Here is a 17,630-nt window from a genome sequence, read left to right as displayed (position 1 = left end):
GCGCCGGTCTCAGTGACCGAGGAGCTTCATTGCCTGCTTGGCATCGCCCTTGGCGAGCACCTGCTCGGCATTCAGACGGCGCTTCCGCTTCGAGGACTTCACCTCGAGGTTGTGGCGCATGCCAGCCTGCTGCTTCATCAGCTTGCCGGAACCGGTGAGCTTGAAGCGCTTCTTGGCCCCCGAGTGGGTCTTCTGCTTGGGCATCGATTTCTCCTTGTAGTGTGCGAGCCTTTCGGCCGCGGGTTGCGGGGTGGCGCTGCGCTCAGCAGCGCACCGCAGTTCAGTCGTCGTCCGAGTCCGTATCGGTGGACTTGTCGGCCCGACGAGTGGCCTTCTCTTCGGCGCGACGAGCGTTCAGCTCGGCCTTCGCCTCAGACTTGTTCTTGAGCGGGGCAACGACCATCACCATGTTGCGACCGTCGATGCGCGGGTTCGACTCGACAATGCCGTATTCCGCGATGTCCTCTGAGAACTGCTTCAGCAGACGGACGCCCATCTCGGGGCGCGACTGCTCACGGCCGCGGAACAGGATCATAGCTTTGACCTTGTCACCCTGCGACAGGAAGCCGACAGCGCGCTTCATCTTGGTCTCGTAGTCATGCGTGTCGATCTTGAGACGGAAGCGCACCTCTTTCAAGATGGTGTTCGCCTGATTGCGACGAGCTTCCTTCTGCTTCTGAGCTGCCTCGTACTTGTACTTCCCGAAGTCCATGATCTTGGCTACGGGAGGCTTCGAGTTCGGGGCAACCTCGACGAGATCGAGATCGGCGTCCACAGCCATGCGGAGCGCAGTCTCGATCGGCACAACGCCGACCTGCTCGCCACTGGGTCCTACCAGTCGCACCTCGGGGACGCGGATTCTGTCATTCGTACGGGGATCGCTGATCGCCGGCTCCTCTGATCTCATGGGTGGGCACTCCGGTACGGAGCCACGGAATTTGAGATCAGGGCCGCGCACGCGCGATCCCACACCCTTGTCAAGCTGCCGAGTGATCGGCGGGGTGTCAACTACCCGGTAACCTTAAAGCGGTGCCGGGTGGGAGAATCTCCTCTTCCGTGATCTCGGCAAAACACCGAGAACCGAACCAATGGTAGCACATCTACCGCCGCAACAGACAGGACCTCATGAGCGAGCAGACCGCCGATCAGCCCACCGACTTCACGAACGACAATGCTGAGGGCCACGCGGGCGAGCAAAACGACGTCTCGCAGGCGACGCGCGATATTGCCGACGTTGCTGCCGTTGAGGTCATTACGACCGCGGCCGTGCACCTGCTGAGCGCGGCAGCGGTCAAGGTGGGGCTCGCCGACGACCCCGACTCGCAGGTCGATCTCGATGAGGCGCGCAAGCTGATCAACGCCCTCGCGGGGCTCATCACGGCGGCCGCCCCCGAGGTCAGTGACATGCACGCGCGCAGCCTGCGCGATGGCCTCCGATCGGTACAGCTGGCCTTCCGCGAGGCTTCCGTCATCCCAGACCCCATCGGCCAGGGGCCGGGCGAGAAGTACACGGGCCCCGTCAACTAGTCCCTACCCAGCCGCGGTCGGCCGCAGCTTCAGTGAGTCCACGCGATCCGCCACGATCTCCGATGCGGCGATGCGCGATTGCAGGGCCGTGAGCACATCGGCGCGTTCGTCAGCCGTCGTCGCGACGATGCGCAGCAGCACCGAAACCTCAGGTTCGAGCAGTCGACTGTCGAGCTCGCCGGGCGCGATCCAGAGGGCTTCGATGCGCGGATCGACCGCAGCGATTGCTCGGAACTCCGCTTGCACGTCGGCATCGGCCCACGCGGGGAGCGCACGCCTACCGAGCGCGAGTGCCTCGATTGCGGTGCGGCGAACGCCGTATTCGCACTCGGGGGTTCCGGGGTCAATGATGATGAGCTCGGTCCCCTCCTGCGCCGCCGCGAGTGCGGCCTGCGCGCCGGGCACCGGGATCGGGCGCGCCTCGCCATTCCAGCGGGCGAGGGTTTCGACGGAGCTGAAGATCGGCAATACTCGCCGCCCATCCGGTGCGGCGACCGTGACGATCGAGAGCTCCTGGGACTTCTCAACGGTACGGCCGTCGGGGGTCTCCCCCAGGTCGCCAGCCTCAGCGAGCATCGGCACGAGAAATCGCTCTGCCCCAAACCCTGCAATCGCATTCGCCTGGGCGTCAGCGACGTCTCTCACCGCATCCCAGTAATCACCGGCAGTCGCCGCGCGGTGCGCTACGCTCGCCGCACTTCGCACTGCCCCCACCAGCTCCGTGACCGCAACCGGGGCCCGGCCATCGTCGCCGGCAAACGCCGTGTCGTGATGGTCGAAGGTGCGCCCCGCCCAGGGGAACCCGGCCGAGTCTGCCGCGCCGCCCGCTGCAAGACTCTCGGGCACTCCCGTGCTGCGCGGTGAATCGCCCGTTGACGGCAGCTTACGAATGGCCATAGTTTGAGTCGCGCTTAGCGGCCCGCGACATCGAGCGCCGCGGGCAGCGTGAACGCGCCGTCGTAGAGCGCCTTGCCGACAATCGCGCCCTCGAGTCCACTCGGCACGAGCTGGCGTAGTGCCGCGAGGTCGTCGAGGCTCGAGATGCCACCAGAGGCCACGATCGGACGGTCGGTGCGGGCGCAGACTTTGCTGAGCAGGTCAATATTGGGCCCGCGCATCGTGCCATCCTTGGTGACGTCGGTCACCACGTAGCGCGCACAGTGCGCCTCTTCGAGGCGGTCGAGCACGTCCCACAGATTGCCGCCCTCTTGCGTCCAGCCGCGCGCCGCGAGGGTCTCCCCGCGCACATCGAGACCCACCGCGATGCGGTCTCCGAAGCGCGCAATCACTGCTTGCGTCCACTCGGGATTCTCGAGCGCGGCGGTGCCGAGGTTGACTCGCGTCGCCCCCATCTCAAGCGCCGACTCGAGCGACTCGTCGTCGCGAATACCGCCGCTGAATTCAATCTTGACATCACCCGCACGACGAATGATCTTGCGGGCGACAGCGACGTTGCTCCCTCGCCCGAACGCCGCGTCGAGGTCAACAAGGTGAATCCACTCGGCACCCTGGTCGATCCAGTCAAGGGCAGCATCAACAGGGCTGCCATAGTTTGTTTCTGTTCCGGCTTCGCCCTGAGTCAGTCGTACAGCTTTGCCGTCGACCATGTCGATCGCCGGAAGCAGCTGCAGTTCGGGGCCTTCAGCGAGTTCACTCATGCGGGGTTCTCCTTCGGGTGCGCGGCGTTTCCGCCGCTGCCAATTCGAGTACGACGGGGCGAGCGTGCGATTCGGTCGTGGTACCGAAACGCCGCCCCAGGTTCAGAGGGTGGCGATCCAGTTCCTGAGCAGTTGGATTCCAGCGTCGCCCGACTTTTCGGGATGAAACTGAGTGGCGCTAAGCGGCCCGTTTTCAACGGCGGCGATGAACCGCTCACCGTGTTCGGCCCACGTCACAAGCGGACGCGTCGCCTCGGTGCGCCCCTCAATGGTCCACTCCGTCGCGCCATTGCTGTGCACGAAATAGAAGCGCTCGCGCTCAAGCCCCGCAAAAAGTCGGGAGCCCTGCGGCACATCGACCGTGTTCCAACCCATGTGCGGCAGCACGGGGGCACTGAGTTCACGCACCGTGCCCGGCCACTGACCAAGCCCCTCGGTCTCAACGCCGCGCTCAATTCCGCGGTCGAACAACACCTGCGCCCCGACGCAGATGCCGAGCACTGCGCGGCCACCGGCGAGCCGGCGATCGATCAACTCGTCACCGCGCACGGACCGCAATTGCCGCATAACCGCGTCGAAGGCGCCGACGCCGGGCACGAGGAGTCCGTCAGCGGCCAACACGGCAGCGGGATCGCGCGTCAACTCGACGTCAGCGCCCGCGTGAACGAGCGCTTTGACGGCGGAGTGAACGTTGCCCGAACCGTAATCGAGCACCACAACCGACTTTCGTGCGGTCACGTCGTTGCCCGCTTCGCCCGCGTGCGCCGCGCCGCTGCTCGCCGGGGCGTCAGTCACAGCGCGCCCTTGGTGGATGGCACGCCGGAGACGCGCGGGTCGAGCGCCTTCGCTTCGCGGAACGCGCGTGCGAATGCCTTGAACTCGGCCTCGGCGATGTGGTGAGGATCACGGCCCTCGAGCAGCTTCAGGTGCACCGTCAGTCGCGCATTCAGCGTCAGCGCCTCGAAGAAGTGGCGCACCATTGAGCCGGTGAAATGCCCGCCGATGAGGTGGAACTCGTACCCTGCGGGCTCCCCGGAGTGCACAAGATATGGTCGACCGGAAATATCGACGACCGCCTGAGCGAGCGCCTCATCGAGCGGGACGAGCGCGTCACCGTAGCGCGAGATGCCGACTTTGTCGCCCAACGCCTCCAAGATCGCCTGTCCGAGCAGAATGCCCGTGTCTTCAACCGTGTGGTGCACGTCGATGTGCACGTCGCCAACCGCTGTGACCGTGAGGTCAGTGAGTGAGTGCCGCGCGAACGCGGTGAGCATGTGATCGAAGAACGGCACGCCGGTCTCAATTTGCGACGAGCCAGTACCGTCGAGGTCGACACTCAGGGTGATCTGCGACTCGCTCGTCGATCGTGTGAGCGAGGCGGTGCGCGGAGCTGCAGTCATGGTTGTCAGTCTATCGGCCGCGAACAACCGTCAGTCATCCAAACTCGGGCAGCCCTGTTGGTTACTCCCCTGCCGAGCGAGCGCCACCAGGGCCGAGCGCGGTGATGGCTTCGATAACCGCTGTGGTTTCGGCCTCCGTACCCGCGGTGATGCGCAGGTGCCCCGGGATGCTGAGGTTACGAATCAGAATGCCGCGGGCGAAGAGCGCCTCAAACGTGGCTGCCGGATCGGCGAAGCCTCCCACCAACAGGAAGTTCGCGCCAGAGGGGTGCACTACGTAGCCAAGACCCGTGAGGGCCTCAGCGATACGATCGCGCTGCCCGCGAATATCAGCGACCGTGGCGAGCATCGCCTCAGCGTGCCGCAGCGCAGCGGTCGCCGCGGCCTGCGTGAGCGCCGAGAGGTGATACGGCAGACGGACGAGCCGAAGCGCGTCGATGATGGCGGCGTCTGCAGCAAGGTAGCCGAGCCGCACGCCCGCAAATGCAAACGCCTTGCTCATCGTGCGCGACACGAGCAACCTGTGTCGCCCGGGGAGCAGTGCGACAGCACTTTCGTGTTCGGCGTCGAATTCTTGATAGGCCTCGTCGACGATCAATATGCCGTCGAAGGCGTCATAGGCTGCGAGAATCACCTCTGAGTCAAGCGTGGTTCCTGTTGGGTTGTTCGGCCCGCACAGTATGGCAATGTCCGGCTGGTGCTCTCGCAGCGCTTCAACCACCGACTCGGTCGTGAGGACGTAATCATCAGGACGCTCGACGGGAATCCAGTCAGTGTCGGTCCCAGCGGCAAGCAGCGGGTACATCGAATAGGTCGGCGTAAAACTCAGCAGCGACCGCCCAGGCCCCCCGAACGCCTGCAGCACCTGCTGCAGCACCTCGTTCGAGCCGTTCGCCGCCCAAACCTGTTCAGCGGCGAGGCCGTGACCCAGGTACGCCGCAAGGGAGGTGCGAAGCTCCACGAACTCTCGATCGGGGTACCGATTCACTCCCGTGACCGCGTGTGCGAGCGATTGCACGATGTCAATCGCAACCTCTTCAGGAATCGGATGCGTGTTCTCGTTGACGTTCAAGCGCACAGCCACGGTGTCTTGAGGGGCACCGTACGGCTGCTGGCCGACAAGGTTGTCGCGGAGAGGAAGATCGCTCAGGCTGGTCACTTCACCAGTCTAAAGCCGCGACCGGCGAGCCGGAACTGAGCTACACGCCGAGGTCATCTCCGGATACAACGATCGGGTTGTCTGAGTATCGCAGCGGAACCGCGATCGCATCGCCCGCCTGCACTGACGAATCGTTCAGCTGATTCAGCTGCACAATTTCAGTAACGAGATCACGTGGGTCTGCGGCGGGATCAAGGTCGGTCGCGAGCGACCAGAGCGATGAGCCGGGCTGCACCACGACGTACTCGAACTGCTGCCCGTTCGACCCGTGGGCCGAGGCCATCGCTTCGGGCGCAGCGAACGCCGCCACGAGCGCGAGAAGGGCCGCGACCAAGACAGTCGCGAAGGCACCAAACACGATGCGCCCGCGACGAGTCAGGCGGATCGATCCCGTCGACACGGTGATCTCTCGTGAATCCTGACTCAGAACCGCTGATGCGCTCATGATGACTTCCCTTCTGTTCGGATGCCCTCGGATTTCCCACCCGTGCGAACATCTGTTTCGAATATATATACGATGATTCGAAACCGCAAGGGATTAATCGAAGATATGTTTCGATTTTTTTCGCGACACTCGAACACGTGTTTGCCAGTGTTCGAATACCGCGGCTAGGGTTTCGGTCAACGGGATCACTGAATCAGCAACCACCGACATTCATGGATCGCGACAATCCCGCACCGCCTTCGGGCTAGAAAGGACCAGCGATGAGCAATGCAGCTGCGCCCCGATCCACGAAGCCCCTGAGTGAGAAGCAACAGGCGATTCTCGAGTACATCGCCCGTTCGGTGGAAAGCCGCGGCTACCCGCCGAGCATGCGCGAGATCGGCGACGCCGTTGGTCTCTCTTCCCTTTCGAGCGTCACGCACCAGCTCAGTCGCCTGGAGCTCGGCGGCTACATCCGCCGCGACCCGAACCGTCCCCGTGCACTTGAGATCCTGGTCGAGCTCGCGTCGACGGCCAGCGCGATCAGCGACGCCCCCGCACAGCAGCCCGTCGAAGCAGCGTTCGTGCCGCTTGTCGGCCAGATTGCTGCTGGCGTTCCCATCACCGCCGACCAGCAGGTCGAAGAGATTGTGCCACTCCCCCGACAGCTAGTCGGAGACGGCCAGCTGTTTATGCTGCGCGTAGTCGGCGAATCTATGATCGACGCCGCCATCTGCGACGGCGATTTCGTCGTTATCCGCCAGCAGCGAGAGGCAGAGAACGGCGACATCGTCGCCGCAATGCTCGACGGCGAGGCAACCGTAAAGGTGTTCCGTCGGCGAGACGGACACACTTGGTTGCTTCCCCGCAATAGCGCCTTCGAGCCCATCCTCGGTGATCACGCTGAAGTGCTCGGGCGAGTTGTCGCTGTGTTCCGCTCGGTGTAGCGCCCGGCACTCCAGGAAGCCGCGCTCAGACCATCCGTCGAGCGCGGCTTTTTTACGGGACTTGATTTGTTTGATCGCGTCCAACTAGCCTGGGAGCATGATCAGCACCGACGATGCACCTGCAGTGCGAGCCTCCTCGCCGCAGCTCGGACAGCCGCAGCCCCCATCCCGAGTGGAATCCCGATCCGTGGGTTTCGCCCCCGACTTCGTGCCATACGAGCACGGCCTGGCACTGCAGGCCGAGGCCGCAGCACGCCTCGAGGGCGGCTCTCAGCTCGGAACGATCCTGCTGCTCGAACACCTCCCGGTGTACACGGCTGGCAGGCGATCCGATCCAGACGAGTATCCAAGCGACGGCACACCTGTGGTGCCCGTCGATCGCGGCGGGCGCGTCACCTGGCATGGGCCGGGTCAACTCGTGGCCTACCCCATCGTGCGTCTGCGCCCACAGGTGGGCGTTGTCGATCTCGTGCGCGCGCTCGAGGAGACGATCATCGATGTGATGGCCGAGTTCGGCCTCTCCGGTCGACGCGTTGAGGGCCGGTCCGGCGTGTGGGCAGACGCTGCAGACGGCCAGCTCGCCAAGGTCGCGCAGATCGGCCTACACGCCAAGGCAGGAGTAATCACACACGGGCTGGCAATTAACTGCAGCAATGATCCAGCCCCGTTTTTGAACTTCGTGCCGTGTGGCATCAGAGACGCGGGAGTCACCACTTTGAGCGAGATCGCCGGCCGCACCATCACGCCAGCGCAGGTCGCGGAGCCCCTGCAGAGTCGCCTCGAGGCTACTCTCGAAGGGGTCATCGCATGAGCGCGCAGCGCCTCCCCTCAACCGGAACTCGACCGGAGCCGGAGGGCCGCAAACTGCTGCGCATCGAGTCCCGCAACGCTGAGACCCCAATTGAAAAAAAGCCATCGTGGATCAAGACGCGCGCCCGCCTCGGCCCCGAGTACCGCGAAGTGCGCGATCTCGTCGCCAAGGAAGGTCTGCACACGGTATGCCAGGAAGCCGGGTGCCCCAACGTATTCGAGTGCTGGGAAGACCGCGAGGCGACATTCCTCATCGGCGGTTCGATCTGCACCCGTCGCTGTGACTTCTGCATGATCGCCAGCGGCAAGCCGCTTCCGCTCGATCGTGATGAACCGCGCCGAGTTGCCGAGTCGGTGCGCACGATGGGCCTCAAGTACGCGACCATCACCGGCGTGACTCGCGACGATCTCCCCGACACCGGAGCCTGGCTCTACGCCGAGACCATCCGTCAGATCAACGCGTTGAACCCGGGTTCAGGCGTCGAGGTCCTCGCCGACGACCTTGGGGGCCGCCCGGAAGACCTCGCACAAGTCTTCGAGGCAGGACCGCAGGTCTTTGCGCACAATCTCGAAACGGTACCGCGCATTTTCCGCAGCATTCGGCCGGGTTTCCGCTATGAACGGTCCCTCGACGTCATCGCGCTTGCGCGACGCTCCGACATGGTGACCAAGTCAAACCTCATTTTGGGGATGGGCGAGACCCGCACTGAGGTCACCGACACCATGCGAGAGCTTCGCGACTCGGGCTGCGACATCTTGACACTCACGCAGTATCTGCGTCCGTCGACCTTGCACCACCCCATCGACCGCTGGGTGCGACCGGAGGAATTTACGGAGTTGCAACTTGAAGCAGAGGAAATGGGGTTCTCCGGGGTACTCGCTGGCCCGCTCGTGCGATCGTCGTATCGCGCTGGTCGGTTGTGGGCGCAAACAATGCTGGCGCAGGGGCGCCCGATACCCGAGACGCTCGCGCACCTCACGGAACGCTCTGCGAACTCGTTCCCGCAGGCGGTGTAGCTGAGATCGGCGAGCGGCGAGCGAGCACAAGCACCGCTCGCCGCTTCCAGATCGAGCTCAACCTAAGCTCATCCCGAACTCGGTTCAAGCGCATCTCGAGCTGAGCCCGAACACTGCTCAGCGCACCGGATCAGGCGTCAGTAGATTCAGCTCGCGCAGCACCGCCAGTACCTGCTCGTGCCGATTAAAGGTGTACAGGTGCACCGACGGGGCACCTCCCGCCAGCAACTCGCTCGCCAGGGCTACGGTGTGTTCGACGCCGAGTTCGGGCGCATAGCCACCTTCAGCCTCGAGCTCGCGCGCGAGATCCGCGGGGGCTGCCTGGCCAGCGAGAGACGCGACCTTGCGCAGTTGCGCGCTCGTCGCGACCGGCATTAAGCCGGGCAGCACGGGAATAGTCAGCCCTGCCTTCCCCGCATCGTCGACGAACGATAGATAGTCGTCGGCGTGGAAGAAGAGCTGAGTGATTGCGAGGTTCGCCCCCGCCTCCTGCTTGGCGACAAGCCAGTCGAGGTCTTCGGAGCGAGACCGCGAAAGCGGGTGGCCGTTCGGGTACGCGGCTACTGCCGTGCGACCGACGCTCGTGAACGCTGGTCGCTCGGCACGAGCCTCCGAAATAAGCTGCACCAGTTCGAGCGAGCTGAGTGAACCGATGACCCCGGCATCGCTCTCGTCTGTGCCGCGCGGCGGGTCGCCTCGCAGCGCAAGAAAATCATGCACGCCGGCGTCCATGATCGCGTGAATCGCCTCGCGCACGGCCTCGCGAGTCTCACTCACGGTTGTCAGGTGTGCGAGCGGCAACGCATCGGTGTGGTCTCGCAGGTACTTCACGAGATCGAGCGAGGCACCGCGGTTCGAGCCGTTTGCACCGTACGTCACCGAGATGAAGTCTGGGTCAGCCGCCGACAGGTGCTGCACGGCGTGGCCGAGCGCGAGGGCGGCCGCGCCCGATCGCGCCGGAAACACCTCGAAAGAAAAGCGCGCGCGGGTGGCACCGCCGCCCGGAAGCAGGAGTGAATTCACGCGTGCACCTCCCCCGCCGTTCCGGCGGGCGCGCCCGTCTTGCCGAACCCCGCATACGAGACAGGACCAGAAGCCACGCCCGCGAGTTCTTGCTGTGCGAGCCTCGTGCCGCGCACCCGAGCTGCGATCTTGGCGAACGCCACATCACGGGCGAAGTCTGGCGAACCGTGCTTGGGCTTCTCGTCGATCAGATACGGAGAGAATCCACAGTCGTCGGTTGACCCGATGAGCTCCGGCGGAATGAATCGAGCGGCGCGCACGATCTGGTCACGAATCTCCTCCGCTGTCTCAAGTTTCGGGCTCGCGGGGTTGGTCACCCCGATGAGCACGCGCGGCGCCTGATCCGCCGAACGCGAGCGCTGCCGCAGCTGACGCCCGATCAGGCGAGCGACACGATCCGGGTCTTTCTCACTTGCCGCCTGCACGAGAAAGTACCCAGCCTCGATGTGAAACAGCTCCGGGATCAGCCCGGCGTAGTCGACATCGGCGCTGTGCGCGGAGTCGTGATCATTCCCCGGGCATGTGTGCACCCCAACGGCAGCGCGCTGTTCGGGGGTCAACTCGGCGAGCACCCGGTTAATCAGCTCAATAAATCCACCCAGCGCATCTGGGCCTGCCCACGGCGCACGAAGATCGCGTCGCAGCGCGAGGCGACCCTCGGTGAAGTCGATGGTGACGCGCGCCGCCCCAGCGGCAAAGCTGCGACGAATGTCTTCGGCGCACCCAGCGACCACATCGGCGAGAAACTCCTCGCGGCTGTACTCGCCGAGGCCCGCCACAGGCACCATCAACGAGAGCATTGAGGGCGAGATCACCGCTTGCTTCAACGGCAGTGTCGTCAACGGGCGCGCCGCAGTGACATCGTCGGCTGCCCACGCGCGAAACCTGAATGGTCCGCGCGCGAGACTCGGAATGACGCGATGGTGGCCGTCTGCGAAGACCGCGAACACGGGCCCCTCAAGAATCTGACCGTCGTCAAACGAGGTCCCGAGCGGGTAGCTGGAAAAACTCTGTCGCCGCTGTTCGCCGTCACTCACGATGGGCGAGCCGGTCTCGGCGAAACGCGCAAGTGTGTCGCGCACGGCCCGATCCTGCGCCTCGGCGAGTTCATCAGCACCCACGAGGCCCGTCTCCGCGTCAAGCACCGCACGCTGCAGGCTCGCCGGACGCGGCAGGCTCCCCACCGCCTCGGTGGGGAGCTCCGCATCGCGCCACGGCGAGGCGGGGGCTGCCGGTGCAGTCGCCCCCGCCTCGCCGGTACGCGTCTCGCTCACGCGCCCGCGCGAACCGCGCGAGCCGCCTGAACGAGATTCGTGAGGCTGGCCACGGTCTCTTCGTATCCGCGGGTCTTGAGGCCGCAGTCAGGGTTCACCCAGAGCTGCTCGCCGGGAATGCGCGAGGCGGCGATGCGAATCAACTCTTGCTGCTCATCGACGCTCGGCACACGGGGCGAATGAATGTCGTACACACCGGGGCCGATGCCGCGCGAGTAGCCGTGGTCACCGAGCGGTTCGACGACGTCCATGCGGCTGCGCGCTGCTTCGATGCTCGTAACGTCGGCGTCAAGGCCGTCGACCGCGTCGATGATCTCACCAAACTCCGAGTAACAGAGATGAGTGTGAATCTGCACCTCGGGGGCTGCGCCGCTGGTCGCCAGGCGGAATGCGCCAACCGACCAGTCAAGGTAGGCGGGCTGGCGGTCAGCATCGAGCGGCAGCAGCTCGCGCAGCGCGGGCTCGTCAACCTGCACGATGCGGATGCCGGCGTCGACGAGATCATCGATCTCATCGCGAAGCGCCAGGGCGACCTGCGACGCGGTATCTGCGAGGGGCTGATCGTCGCGCACGAACGACCACGCGAGGATCGTGACCGGTCCCGTGAGCATGCCCTTGACCGGGCGATCAGTGAGCGACTGCGCGTAGGCCGACCACGCCACGGTCATCGGAGCCGGTCGCGAGACGTCGCCCCAGAGAATCGAGGGGCGGGTCGCGCGCGTGCCGTACGACTGCACCCAGCCGTTCTCGGTGACCGCGAAGCCGTCAAGCAGCTCTGCAAAGTACTGCACCATGTCGTTGCGCTCGGCTTCGCCGTGCACGAGCACGTCGAGCCCGATCTCCTCCTGGAGTCGAATGACGCGCTCGATTTCTGCACGCAGGAAGCCGTCGTACGCCTCCTGGTCGATCTCGCCCGTGCCAAACGCGGCGCGCGCCTTGCGAATCTCACCGGTCTGCGGAAACGAGCCGATCGTCGTCGTCGCAAGCTGCGGAATATCGAGGGCGCGCTGGGCGGTGCGGCGATCCTCCTCCGCGGCGCGGTCGCGATCACCATCGGAGACCGCGCCGACGCGACTACGTACGGTGTCGATGCGCACCCCGGCTGTCTCGGCACGCGCCGCGAGGATCGCATCGACCTCAGCGAGTTCTGCCTCAATCGCGGCCGCGCCCTCAGCCAGGCCACGCGCGAGTACGGCGACCTGTTCGACCTTCTGATCGGCGAAGGCGAGCCACGACGCGAGCTGAGCGTCGAGCCGCGTTTCGTCGTTCACGTCGTGCGGCACGTGCTGCAGGCTGTTCGAGGTGCCAGCAACGACGGCGATACCGGCCTGCTGCAGGCGCTCGAGGATGCCGAACGCGGTGCGCAGATTCGTTCGCCAGATGTTGCGTCCATCGACGACACCCGCGACCAGCTGCGTATCACTGAATGCTGCTGCGAGGTCGCCGGAAGCGAGCGCGTCTTCTGGCAGGCTCCCGCGTACGAGGTCGGCCTGCACCGCTTCGACGGGCAGCCTGCCAAGCCGTGTGAGCGCCTGCGACGAGTCACCATAGGGTGCGGTGAGCAAAATCTGCGGACGGCTCGAAGCTGCGCCAAGCTGCGCGTATGCCCGCTCGACGAGCGCGAGCGTCTCATCGCGGGGCACTGCGAGCGAGTCGGAGACGAGCGCGGGCTCATCGAGCTGCACCCACGTCGCACCGGCGGCTGCGAGCTTCGCGAGCAACTCGACGTACACCGCGACGACCTCGTCGAGCCGATCGATGGGCTGGAACCCCTCGCTCGCCTCGTCCGATGCCTTTGCCAGCAGCAAGTAGGTGACCGGCCCGACCAGCACGGGGCGCGATTCGATGCCCTGCGCCGCCGACTCGGCGAGCTGGGCAACGAGCTGCGCAGGGTTCGCCGTGAGCGGTGTGCGCTCGTCAAGCTCGGGAACGCTGTAGTGGTAGTTCGTGTCGAACCACTTCGTCATCTCGAGAGGCTGGTGGTCGCGGTCGCCACGGGCAAGCGCAAAGTACTTAACCAGGTCGCTTCCGGCGATGTCGGCAAAGCGATGCGGGATCGCGCCGAGCGCGAGCGTCGCGTCGAGCACCTGATCGTAGAAGCTGAAGCTCTCGGGGACAGCGCCGCCCGAAACGGAGAGCCCGAGCTCCACAAGACGGGTACGAGTCGCCGCGCGCAGCTCGTGCGCGGTGGCCTGCAGCGCAGCCTCGTCGCTCTGCCCCTTCCAGAACGACTCGATCGCGCGCTTCAGCTCGCGGCGGCGGCCCAACCGCGGGTATCCGAGGATCGTCGCGGTGGGCAGTGGCGTCGTTGCGGTCATAGCCGTCCTTTACTGGGAAATTCAAGGATCACGGCAACCACCGTGATCCGCGGATCTCCCCCAAGGTATCCAGCGCCCGCGCAAACTCCGAGTCGTGTTGCTCTCTATTACTTTGCCGTTACCGCGGCGCCGCTGCGCGGCATTTCTCCGCCGACAGCGCGCACTACGCGAGGTACGGTTCGAGTTTCGCCAGCATCTCCGAGGTGACATACGCGCGAACGCGGGTGCCCGTCTCGACGTACTCGGTTTCAAGTACTCGGTTGCGTTCGTGGAGCTCGGCAACCAATTCGCCGCGGTCGTAGGGAACCACGACAGTGATTTCGCGATCCGGAACCGGGAGCGCCGCGTCAATGCGACGCTTCAGCTCGTCCATGCCCTCACCCGTGCGAGCCGAGACGAACACGGCGTCAGGCACGAGCCCGTGGAGCACGAGGCGCTGCGAATCGTCGATCAGGTCGGCCTTGTTGAAGGCGACCAGCTCCGTGATGTCTTGCGCGTCGACCTCAGAGATGACGTCGCGCACAGTGCGCAGCTGAGCTTCGGGGTCGGGGTGTGAACCGTCAACGACGTGCAGGATCACCGAGGCGTCGCCCACCTCCTCGAAGGTCGACCGGAACGCCTCGACCAACTGGTGGGGCAGGTTACGCACGAAGCCGACGGTGTCCGCGTACGTGAACCGGCGGCCGTCTTCAGTCTCGGCGTGCCTGATGGCCGTGTCGAGCGTTGCAAAGAGCTGGTTCTGCACAAGTTCTTGCGTGCCGGTCAGTCGGTTCAGCAGGCTCGACTTGCCAGCGTTCGTGTAGCCCGCGATAGCGACCGAGGGCACTTCGCCGCGCTTGCGGTTCGCTCGCTTCGCCTCGCGCGCCGGCGCGAACCCGGCGATCTGCTTGCGGAGTTTCGACATGCGCGTGTGAATCTTGCGGCGATCGAGCTCCATCTTCGTTTCGCCCGGGCCACGCGAGCCCATGCCAGCACCGCCGGAGCCGACCTGGCCACCCGCTTGGCGCGACATCGATTCACCCCAGCCGCGCAGTCGCGGCAGGAGGTACTGGAGCTGCGCGAGCTCGACCTGTGCCTTGCCCTCACGGCTTTTGGCGTGCTGGCTGAAGATATCGAGGATGACGGCCGTACGGTCGATCACCTTCACCTTCACCACGTCTTCGAGTGCGCGGCGCTGGCTCGGAGCGAGCTCGGTGTCAGCGATCACGGTGTCGGCACCGACCGCCGCGACCAACTCGGTGAGCTCTTGGGCTTTGCCCTTGCCGAGATAGGTGGCCGGGTCCGGATGCGCGCGGCGCTGCAGCAGGCCGTCGAGCACGCGGGCACCGGCCGTCTCAGCGAGGGCGGAGAGCTCTCGGAGCGAATTCTCGGCGTCGTCAGCGGTGCGCTGAGAGTACACGCCGATGAGCACGACGTTTTCGAGCCGCAACTGGCGGTACTCGACCTCGGTAACGTCTTCAAGCTCTGTAGAGAGCCCGACGACGCGTTTCAGCGAGGCGCGGTCTTCACGCTCCATGCGAATCGCGTCGAGGTCGCCCGAGAGCTGATCGTGCTCGGCGTCGCCGAGCGCTTGGGCGCCGCTTGTGAGGTCGCGGATGACCGTTGCGGATCCGGCGCCAGCGGCGCGCGAAAGCACCCGGTCGAGCGGGTCGGCGCGGGGTGCGGAGTCGGCGTTATTGCCGTGGTCGGCGTTCCTGTCGTTGTCAGCGTTGGCTTCCGCGTGAGCGTTCACGGGAGCGGCATCCACGGCTGCGTCCTCGACAGCGAGGCCTGCATCGTCTGAGTTTCGTTTCGTCATCTGACCCCAAGTCTACGCACCGTACGCCCGGGCGCGCCGCCCGTTCGCCGGTGGCGAAGGCGGTGGCTCCTTCGCCGAGCGAGAGGCGACAGCGAAGGCGACGGCGCCCTCGCCGAGCGAGAGGCGACAGAAACTCCGCTTAAAACGGCTCTACGCCCGGAGTTTCTGTCGCCTCCACGAGGAAACTCCGCGTCTCCCCGGCCGAGCTCCACCTCGGGGCGACAGAAACTCCGCTTAAAACGGCTCTATGCACGGAGTTTCTGTCGCCTCCAGATCTGTCGCCATCAGAAAAAGAAGGAGCGCGCACCGCGCCTGAGATACTGGTGGGGTGAGCCAGCACTACTTTTCCGAGTCCCCCGACGGCGAACTGCGACCGCGCGAGATCGAGGTTGAACTCGCGGGCGCCAGCCGGTCGGTCGTGACCGCCGGCGGCGTATTCAGCCCAGAGCAGCTCGACCGCGGCACCGCGATCCTGCTGCGTGAGCTTCCAGCCGCCGACACCCTCGGTAGCGCGGGCACCGCGCCGCTGCTTGATATCGGCTGCGGTTGGGGGCCGATTGCGCTCGACGCTGCGCTCAACCAGCCCGAGCGCGAGGTCTGGGCTATCGACGTCAACGAGCGCTCGCGCGAGTTGACCCGCAGAAATGCGGCGCGGCTCGGCATCACGAACATCGAAGTGGCCACTCCAGAAGACGTTCCGGCGACGCTCATGTTCGGCGAGATTCGCTCGAATCCGCCGATCAGGGTGGGCAAGGATGCACTCCACGCGATCCTGCGCCAGTGGCTGCCTCGCCTGAGTGACGACGGCGTCGCGCATCTCGTGGTGGCAAAGCACTTGGGAGCGGATTCACTGCAGCGCTGGATCGCGACGGAGTTCCCCGAGCTCGCAGTCGACCGCCCCGCCCGCGATAAGGGCTTCCATATCATTCGCGCGCAGCGTCAAGCCTGACCGCGACAGCATGGACGCCTCTGTGACTTCCCAGGCTCCCGCTCTCGTTCCCGAGCTGCTCGTCACTGACCTGCAACTCAGTCTCGCTTTCTGGCGCGATCTCTGCGGTTTCGTCATCGCGTATGAGCGCGTCGAAGAAGGCTTCGCGTACATCACGCGGGGTAACGTGCACGTGATGCTTGAGCAGCAGGGCATCATTCGCAACTGGGTGACGGCTCCGCTCGAGCGGCCCCTCGGGCGCGGCATCAACTTTCAGATCTCGGTTGCCGAGATCGGCTCTCTCGTTTCAGCGCTGCGTACCGCAGGTCAGTCGCTCTTTATGGAACCCGAAACGTGCTGGTACCGCATCGACGCCGCCACGGAGGTCGGTGTCGAGCAGTTTCTCGTGGCCGACCCCGACGGGTATCTCATTCGATTCCAGAGCTCGCTGGGCCAGCGTCAGATTTCGGGGAGCTCGATCACTCCCGAGTAGACCAGCTCGGCGGGGCCGTTCAGCGACACGTGTTCGCCCTCTTCGGTCGGAAACATACGCACAGCAAGTCGCCCGCCTGGCACGTCTACACGCCAGTAGTTCGGCATTCCCTCGCCACCCCAGTGCCTGAACGCGAGCGCCGCCGCGGCCGTACCAGTGCCGCACGACAGGGTCTCTCCGACACCGCGCTCGTGCACACGCATGCGAATGCGCGCGACGCCATCGGCGATGAGCGGCTCTTCAGGCACGACAAACTCGACGTTCGCGCCGTGCTCGGGCACCGGATCGAGCGCTGGCGCGCGGTGCAGGTCCAGCGCTTCGAGTTCCGCGGGATCCGCGAGGGCCGCGACAATGTGCGGGTTGCCGAGATCGATGCCCAGCCCGGGCCGCGCCACGTCGAGCCCGTGCGCGGCGACGAGCCGTTCAGGCGCGAGCCGCCACCGACCGAGGTCGACGGTGTACCCCGACACCCCCGCAAGCACATCTTTTACGCCCGCGCGCGTGCCGATTGGCAGCGTGTCGCGGCGCTCTGGCGCCACGAGCCCCTCGGTGATGAGGTAGTGCGCGTAGACGCGAATTCCGTTGCCGCACATCTCGGCAGGGGTACCGTCGGCGTTCCAGTAGTCCATGAACCACTCTGCATCGGGCTCTTCGGCGAGACTTGACGCGCCCTCGGGCAGCGCCCGCGACCGCACCGCGCGAATGACACCGTCTGCGCCGATGCCAAAGCGCCGATCACACAGGAAGCGAACCTGATCCGGAGTGAGCGCTCGCTCACCGTCGGGGTCGGAGAAAAGCACGAAGTCATTGCCCGTGCCGTGGCCCTTGGTGAACGCGAGGGTCGTCATGCACCC

19 protein-coding genes are annotated in these 17,630 nt (G+C 65.3%); 6 read left to right on the top strand and 13 right to left on the bottom strand.

Annotation, left to right across the window (positions count from 1 at the left end):
* Positions 1-9: 9 nt before the first annotated feature.
* Both rpmI and infC read right to left on the bottom strand, forming a co-directional pair.
* A complete protein-coding gene (gene rpmI, locus ACFWHR_RS06475) occupies positions 10-204 on the bottom strand; it encodes a 50S ribosomal protein L35 (RefSeq protein ID WP_024356294.1) in 195 nt (64 codons plus the stop codon).
* Between the two features lie 76 nt (positions 205-280).
* A complete protein-coding gene (infC, locus tag ACFWHR_RS06470) occupies positions 281-907 on the bottom strand; it encodes a translation initiation factor IF-3 (RefSeq protein WP_382447445.1) in 627 nt (208 codons plus the stop codon).
* A gap of 218 nt (positions 908-1,125) precedes the next feature.
* Here infC and ACFWHR_RS06465 point away from each other — a divergent pair, with 218 nt between their 5' ends.
* Positions 1,126-1,527: a DUF1844 domain-containing protein gene (locus ACFWHR_RS06465; RefSeq protein ID WP_382447444.1), complete on the top strand. Its 402-nt coding sequence runs from the start codon at positions 1,126-1,128 to the stop codon at positions 1,525-1,527.
* A gap of 3 nt (positions 1,528-1,530) precedes the next feature.
* Here ACFWHR_RS06465 and ACFWHR_RS06460 read toward each other — a convergent pair whose 3' ends face one another.
* From ACFWHR_RS06460 to ACFWHR_RS06435, 6 genes are all read right to left on the bottom strand, one after another.
* On the bottom strand, positions 1,531-2,424 hold the full coding sequence (locus ACFWHR_RS06460; protein WP_382447443.1) for an SseB family protein: 894 nt from the start codon (positions 2,422-2,424) through the stop codon (positions 1,531-1,533).
* Between the two features lie 14 nt (positions 2,425-2,438).
* Positions 2,439-3,185 (bottom strand): bifunctional 1-(5-phosphoribosyl)-5-((5-phosphoribosylamino)methylideneamino)imidazole-4-carboxamide isomerase/phosphoribosylanthranilate isomerase PriA, encoded by a 747-nt coding sequence (priA, locus tag ACFWHR_RS06455; protein WP_382447442.1) that lies wholly within the window; start codon positions 3,183-3,185, stop codon positions 2,439-2,441.
* Between the two features lie 102 nt (positions 3,186-3,287).
* Positions 3,288-3,923, bottom strand: a complete 636-nt coding sequence (gene hisH / locus ACFWHR_RS06450; RefSeq protein WP_382447759.1) for an imidazole glycerol phosphate synthase subunit HisH — start codon at positions 3,921-3,923, stop codon at positions 3,288-3,290.
* Between the two features lie 53 nt (positions 3,924-3,976).
* Positions 3,977-4,585 (bottom strand): imidazoleglycerol-phosphate dehydratase HisB, encoded by a 609-nt coding sequence (gene hisB, locus ACFWHR_RS06445; protein WP_382447441.1) that lies wholly within the window; start codon positions 4,583-4,585, stop codon positions 3,977-3,979.
* A gap of 61 nt (positions 4,586-4,646) precedes the next feature.
* Positions 4,647-5,744: a histidinol-phosphate transaminase gene (locus ACFWHR_RS06440; protein ID WP_382447440.1), complete on the bottom strand. Its 1,098-nt coding sequence runs from the start codon at positions 5,742-5,744 to the stop codon at positions 4,647-4,649.
* 40 nt (positions 5,745-5,784) lie between these two features.
* A complete protein-coding gene (locus ACFWHR_RS06435) occupies positions 5,785-6,189 on the bottom strand; it encodes a LysM peptidoglycan-binding domain-containing protein (RefSeq protein WP_382447439.1) in 405 nt (134 codons plus the stop codon).
* A gap of 260 nt (positions 6,190-6,449) precedes the next feature.
* Here ACFWHR_RS06435 and lexA point away from each other — a divergent pair, with 260 nt between their 5' ends.
* The 3 genes from lexA (at position 6,450) to lipA (ending at position 8,942) form a co-directional block, all read left to right on the top strand.
* Complete coding sequence (lexA, locus tag ACFWHR_RS06430) at positions 6,450-7,115, top strand: transcriptional repressor LexA (protein WP_382447438.1); 666 nt, start codon at positions 6,450-6,452, stop codon at positions 7,113-7,115.
* 97 nt (positions 7,116-7,212) lie between these two features.
* Positions 7,213-7,926 (top strand): lipoyl(octanoyl) transferase LipB, encoded by a 714-nt coding sequence (gene lipB, locus ACFWHR_RS06425; protein ID WP_382447437.1) that lies wholly within the window; start codon positions 7,213-7,215, stop codon positions 7,924-7,926.
* Entirely contained in the window at positions 7,923-8,942 is a 1,020-nt protein-coding gene (gene lipA, locus ACFWHR_RS06420) for a lipoyl synthase (protein ID WP_382447436.1), read from the top strand. The genes lipB and lipA overlap by 4 nt, the downstream gene beginning before the upstream one ends.
* A 117-nt stretch (positions 8,943-9,059) precedes the next feature.
* Here lipA and ACFWHR_RS06415 read toward each other — a convergent pair whose 3' ends face one another.
* The 4 genes from ACFWHR_RS06415 to hflX form a co-directional block, all read right to left on the bottom strand.
* Entirely contained in the window at positions 9,060-9,965 is a 906-nt protein-coding gene (locus tag ACFWHR_RS06415) for a methylenetetrahydrofolate reductase (RefSeq protein ID WP_382447435.1), read from the bottom strand.
* Entirely contained in the window at positions 9,962-11,239 is a 1,278-nt protein-coding gene (locus tag ACFWHR_RS06410; RefSeq protein ID WP_382447434.1) for a hypothetical protein, read from the bottom strand. Before ACFWHR_RS06410 ends, ACFWHR_RS06415 begins: the two co-directional genes overlap by 4 nt.
* On the bottom strand, positions 11,236-13,557 hold the full coding sequence (gene metE, locus ACFWHR_RS06405; protein WP_382447433.1) for a 5-methyltetrahydropteroyltriglutamate--homocysteine S-methyltransferase: 2,322 nt from the start codon (positions 13,555-13,557) through the stop codon (positions 11,236-11,238). The genes ACFWHR_RS06410 and metE overlap by 4 nt, the downstream gene beginning before the upstream one ends.
* 163 nt (positions 13,558-13,720) lie before the next feature.
* Positions 13,721-15,355 (bottom strand): GTPase HflX, encoded by a 1,635-nt coding sequence (gene hflX / locus ACFWHR_RS06400; RefSeq protein WP_382447432.1) that lies wholly within the window; start codon positions 15,353-15,355, stop codon positions 13,721-13,723.
* A 328-nt stretch (positions 15,356-15,683) separates the two neighbouring features.
* Between hflX and ACFWHR_RS06395 the strand changes: the two genes are divergently transcribed.
* Both ACFWHR_RS06395 and ACFWHR_RS06390 read left to right on the top strand, forming a co-directional pair.
* Complete coding sequence (locus ACFWHR_RS06395) at positions 15,684-16,304, top strand: class I SAM-dependent methyltransferase (RefSeq protein WP_382447431.1); 621 nt, start codon at positions 15,684-15,686, stop codon at positions 16,302-16,304.
* Between the two features lie 22 nt (positions 16,305-16,326).
* Positions 16,327-16,776, top strand: coding sequence for a bleomycin resistance protein (locus tag ACFWHR_RS06390; RefSeq protein ID WP_382447430.1), 450 nt, complete (start codon positions 16,327-16,329; stop codon positions 16,774-16,776).
* Here the strand turns inward: ACFWHR_RS06390 and dapF are convergent.
* Positions 16,743-17,624: a diaminopimelate epimerase gene (gene dapF, locus ACFWHR_RS06385; RefSeq protein ID WP_382447429.1), complete on the bottom strand. Its 882-nt coding sequence runs from the start codon at positions 17,622-17,624 to the stop codon at positions 16,743-16,745. The two genes, ACFWHR_RS06390 and dapF, sit on opposite strands and share 34 nt — an antisense overlap.
* Positions 17,625-17,630: the final 6 nt, after the last annotated feature.

Source organism: Leucobacter sp. NPDC058333 (assembly GCF_042726155.1).
Classification (GTDB): Bacteria; Actinomycetota; Actinomycetes; order Actinomycetales; family Microbacteriaceae; genus Leucobacter.
The sequence above is the reverse complement of the archived record's forward strand: the minus strand, read 5'-3'. Positions and strand labels throughout refer to the sequence as shown.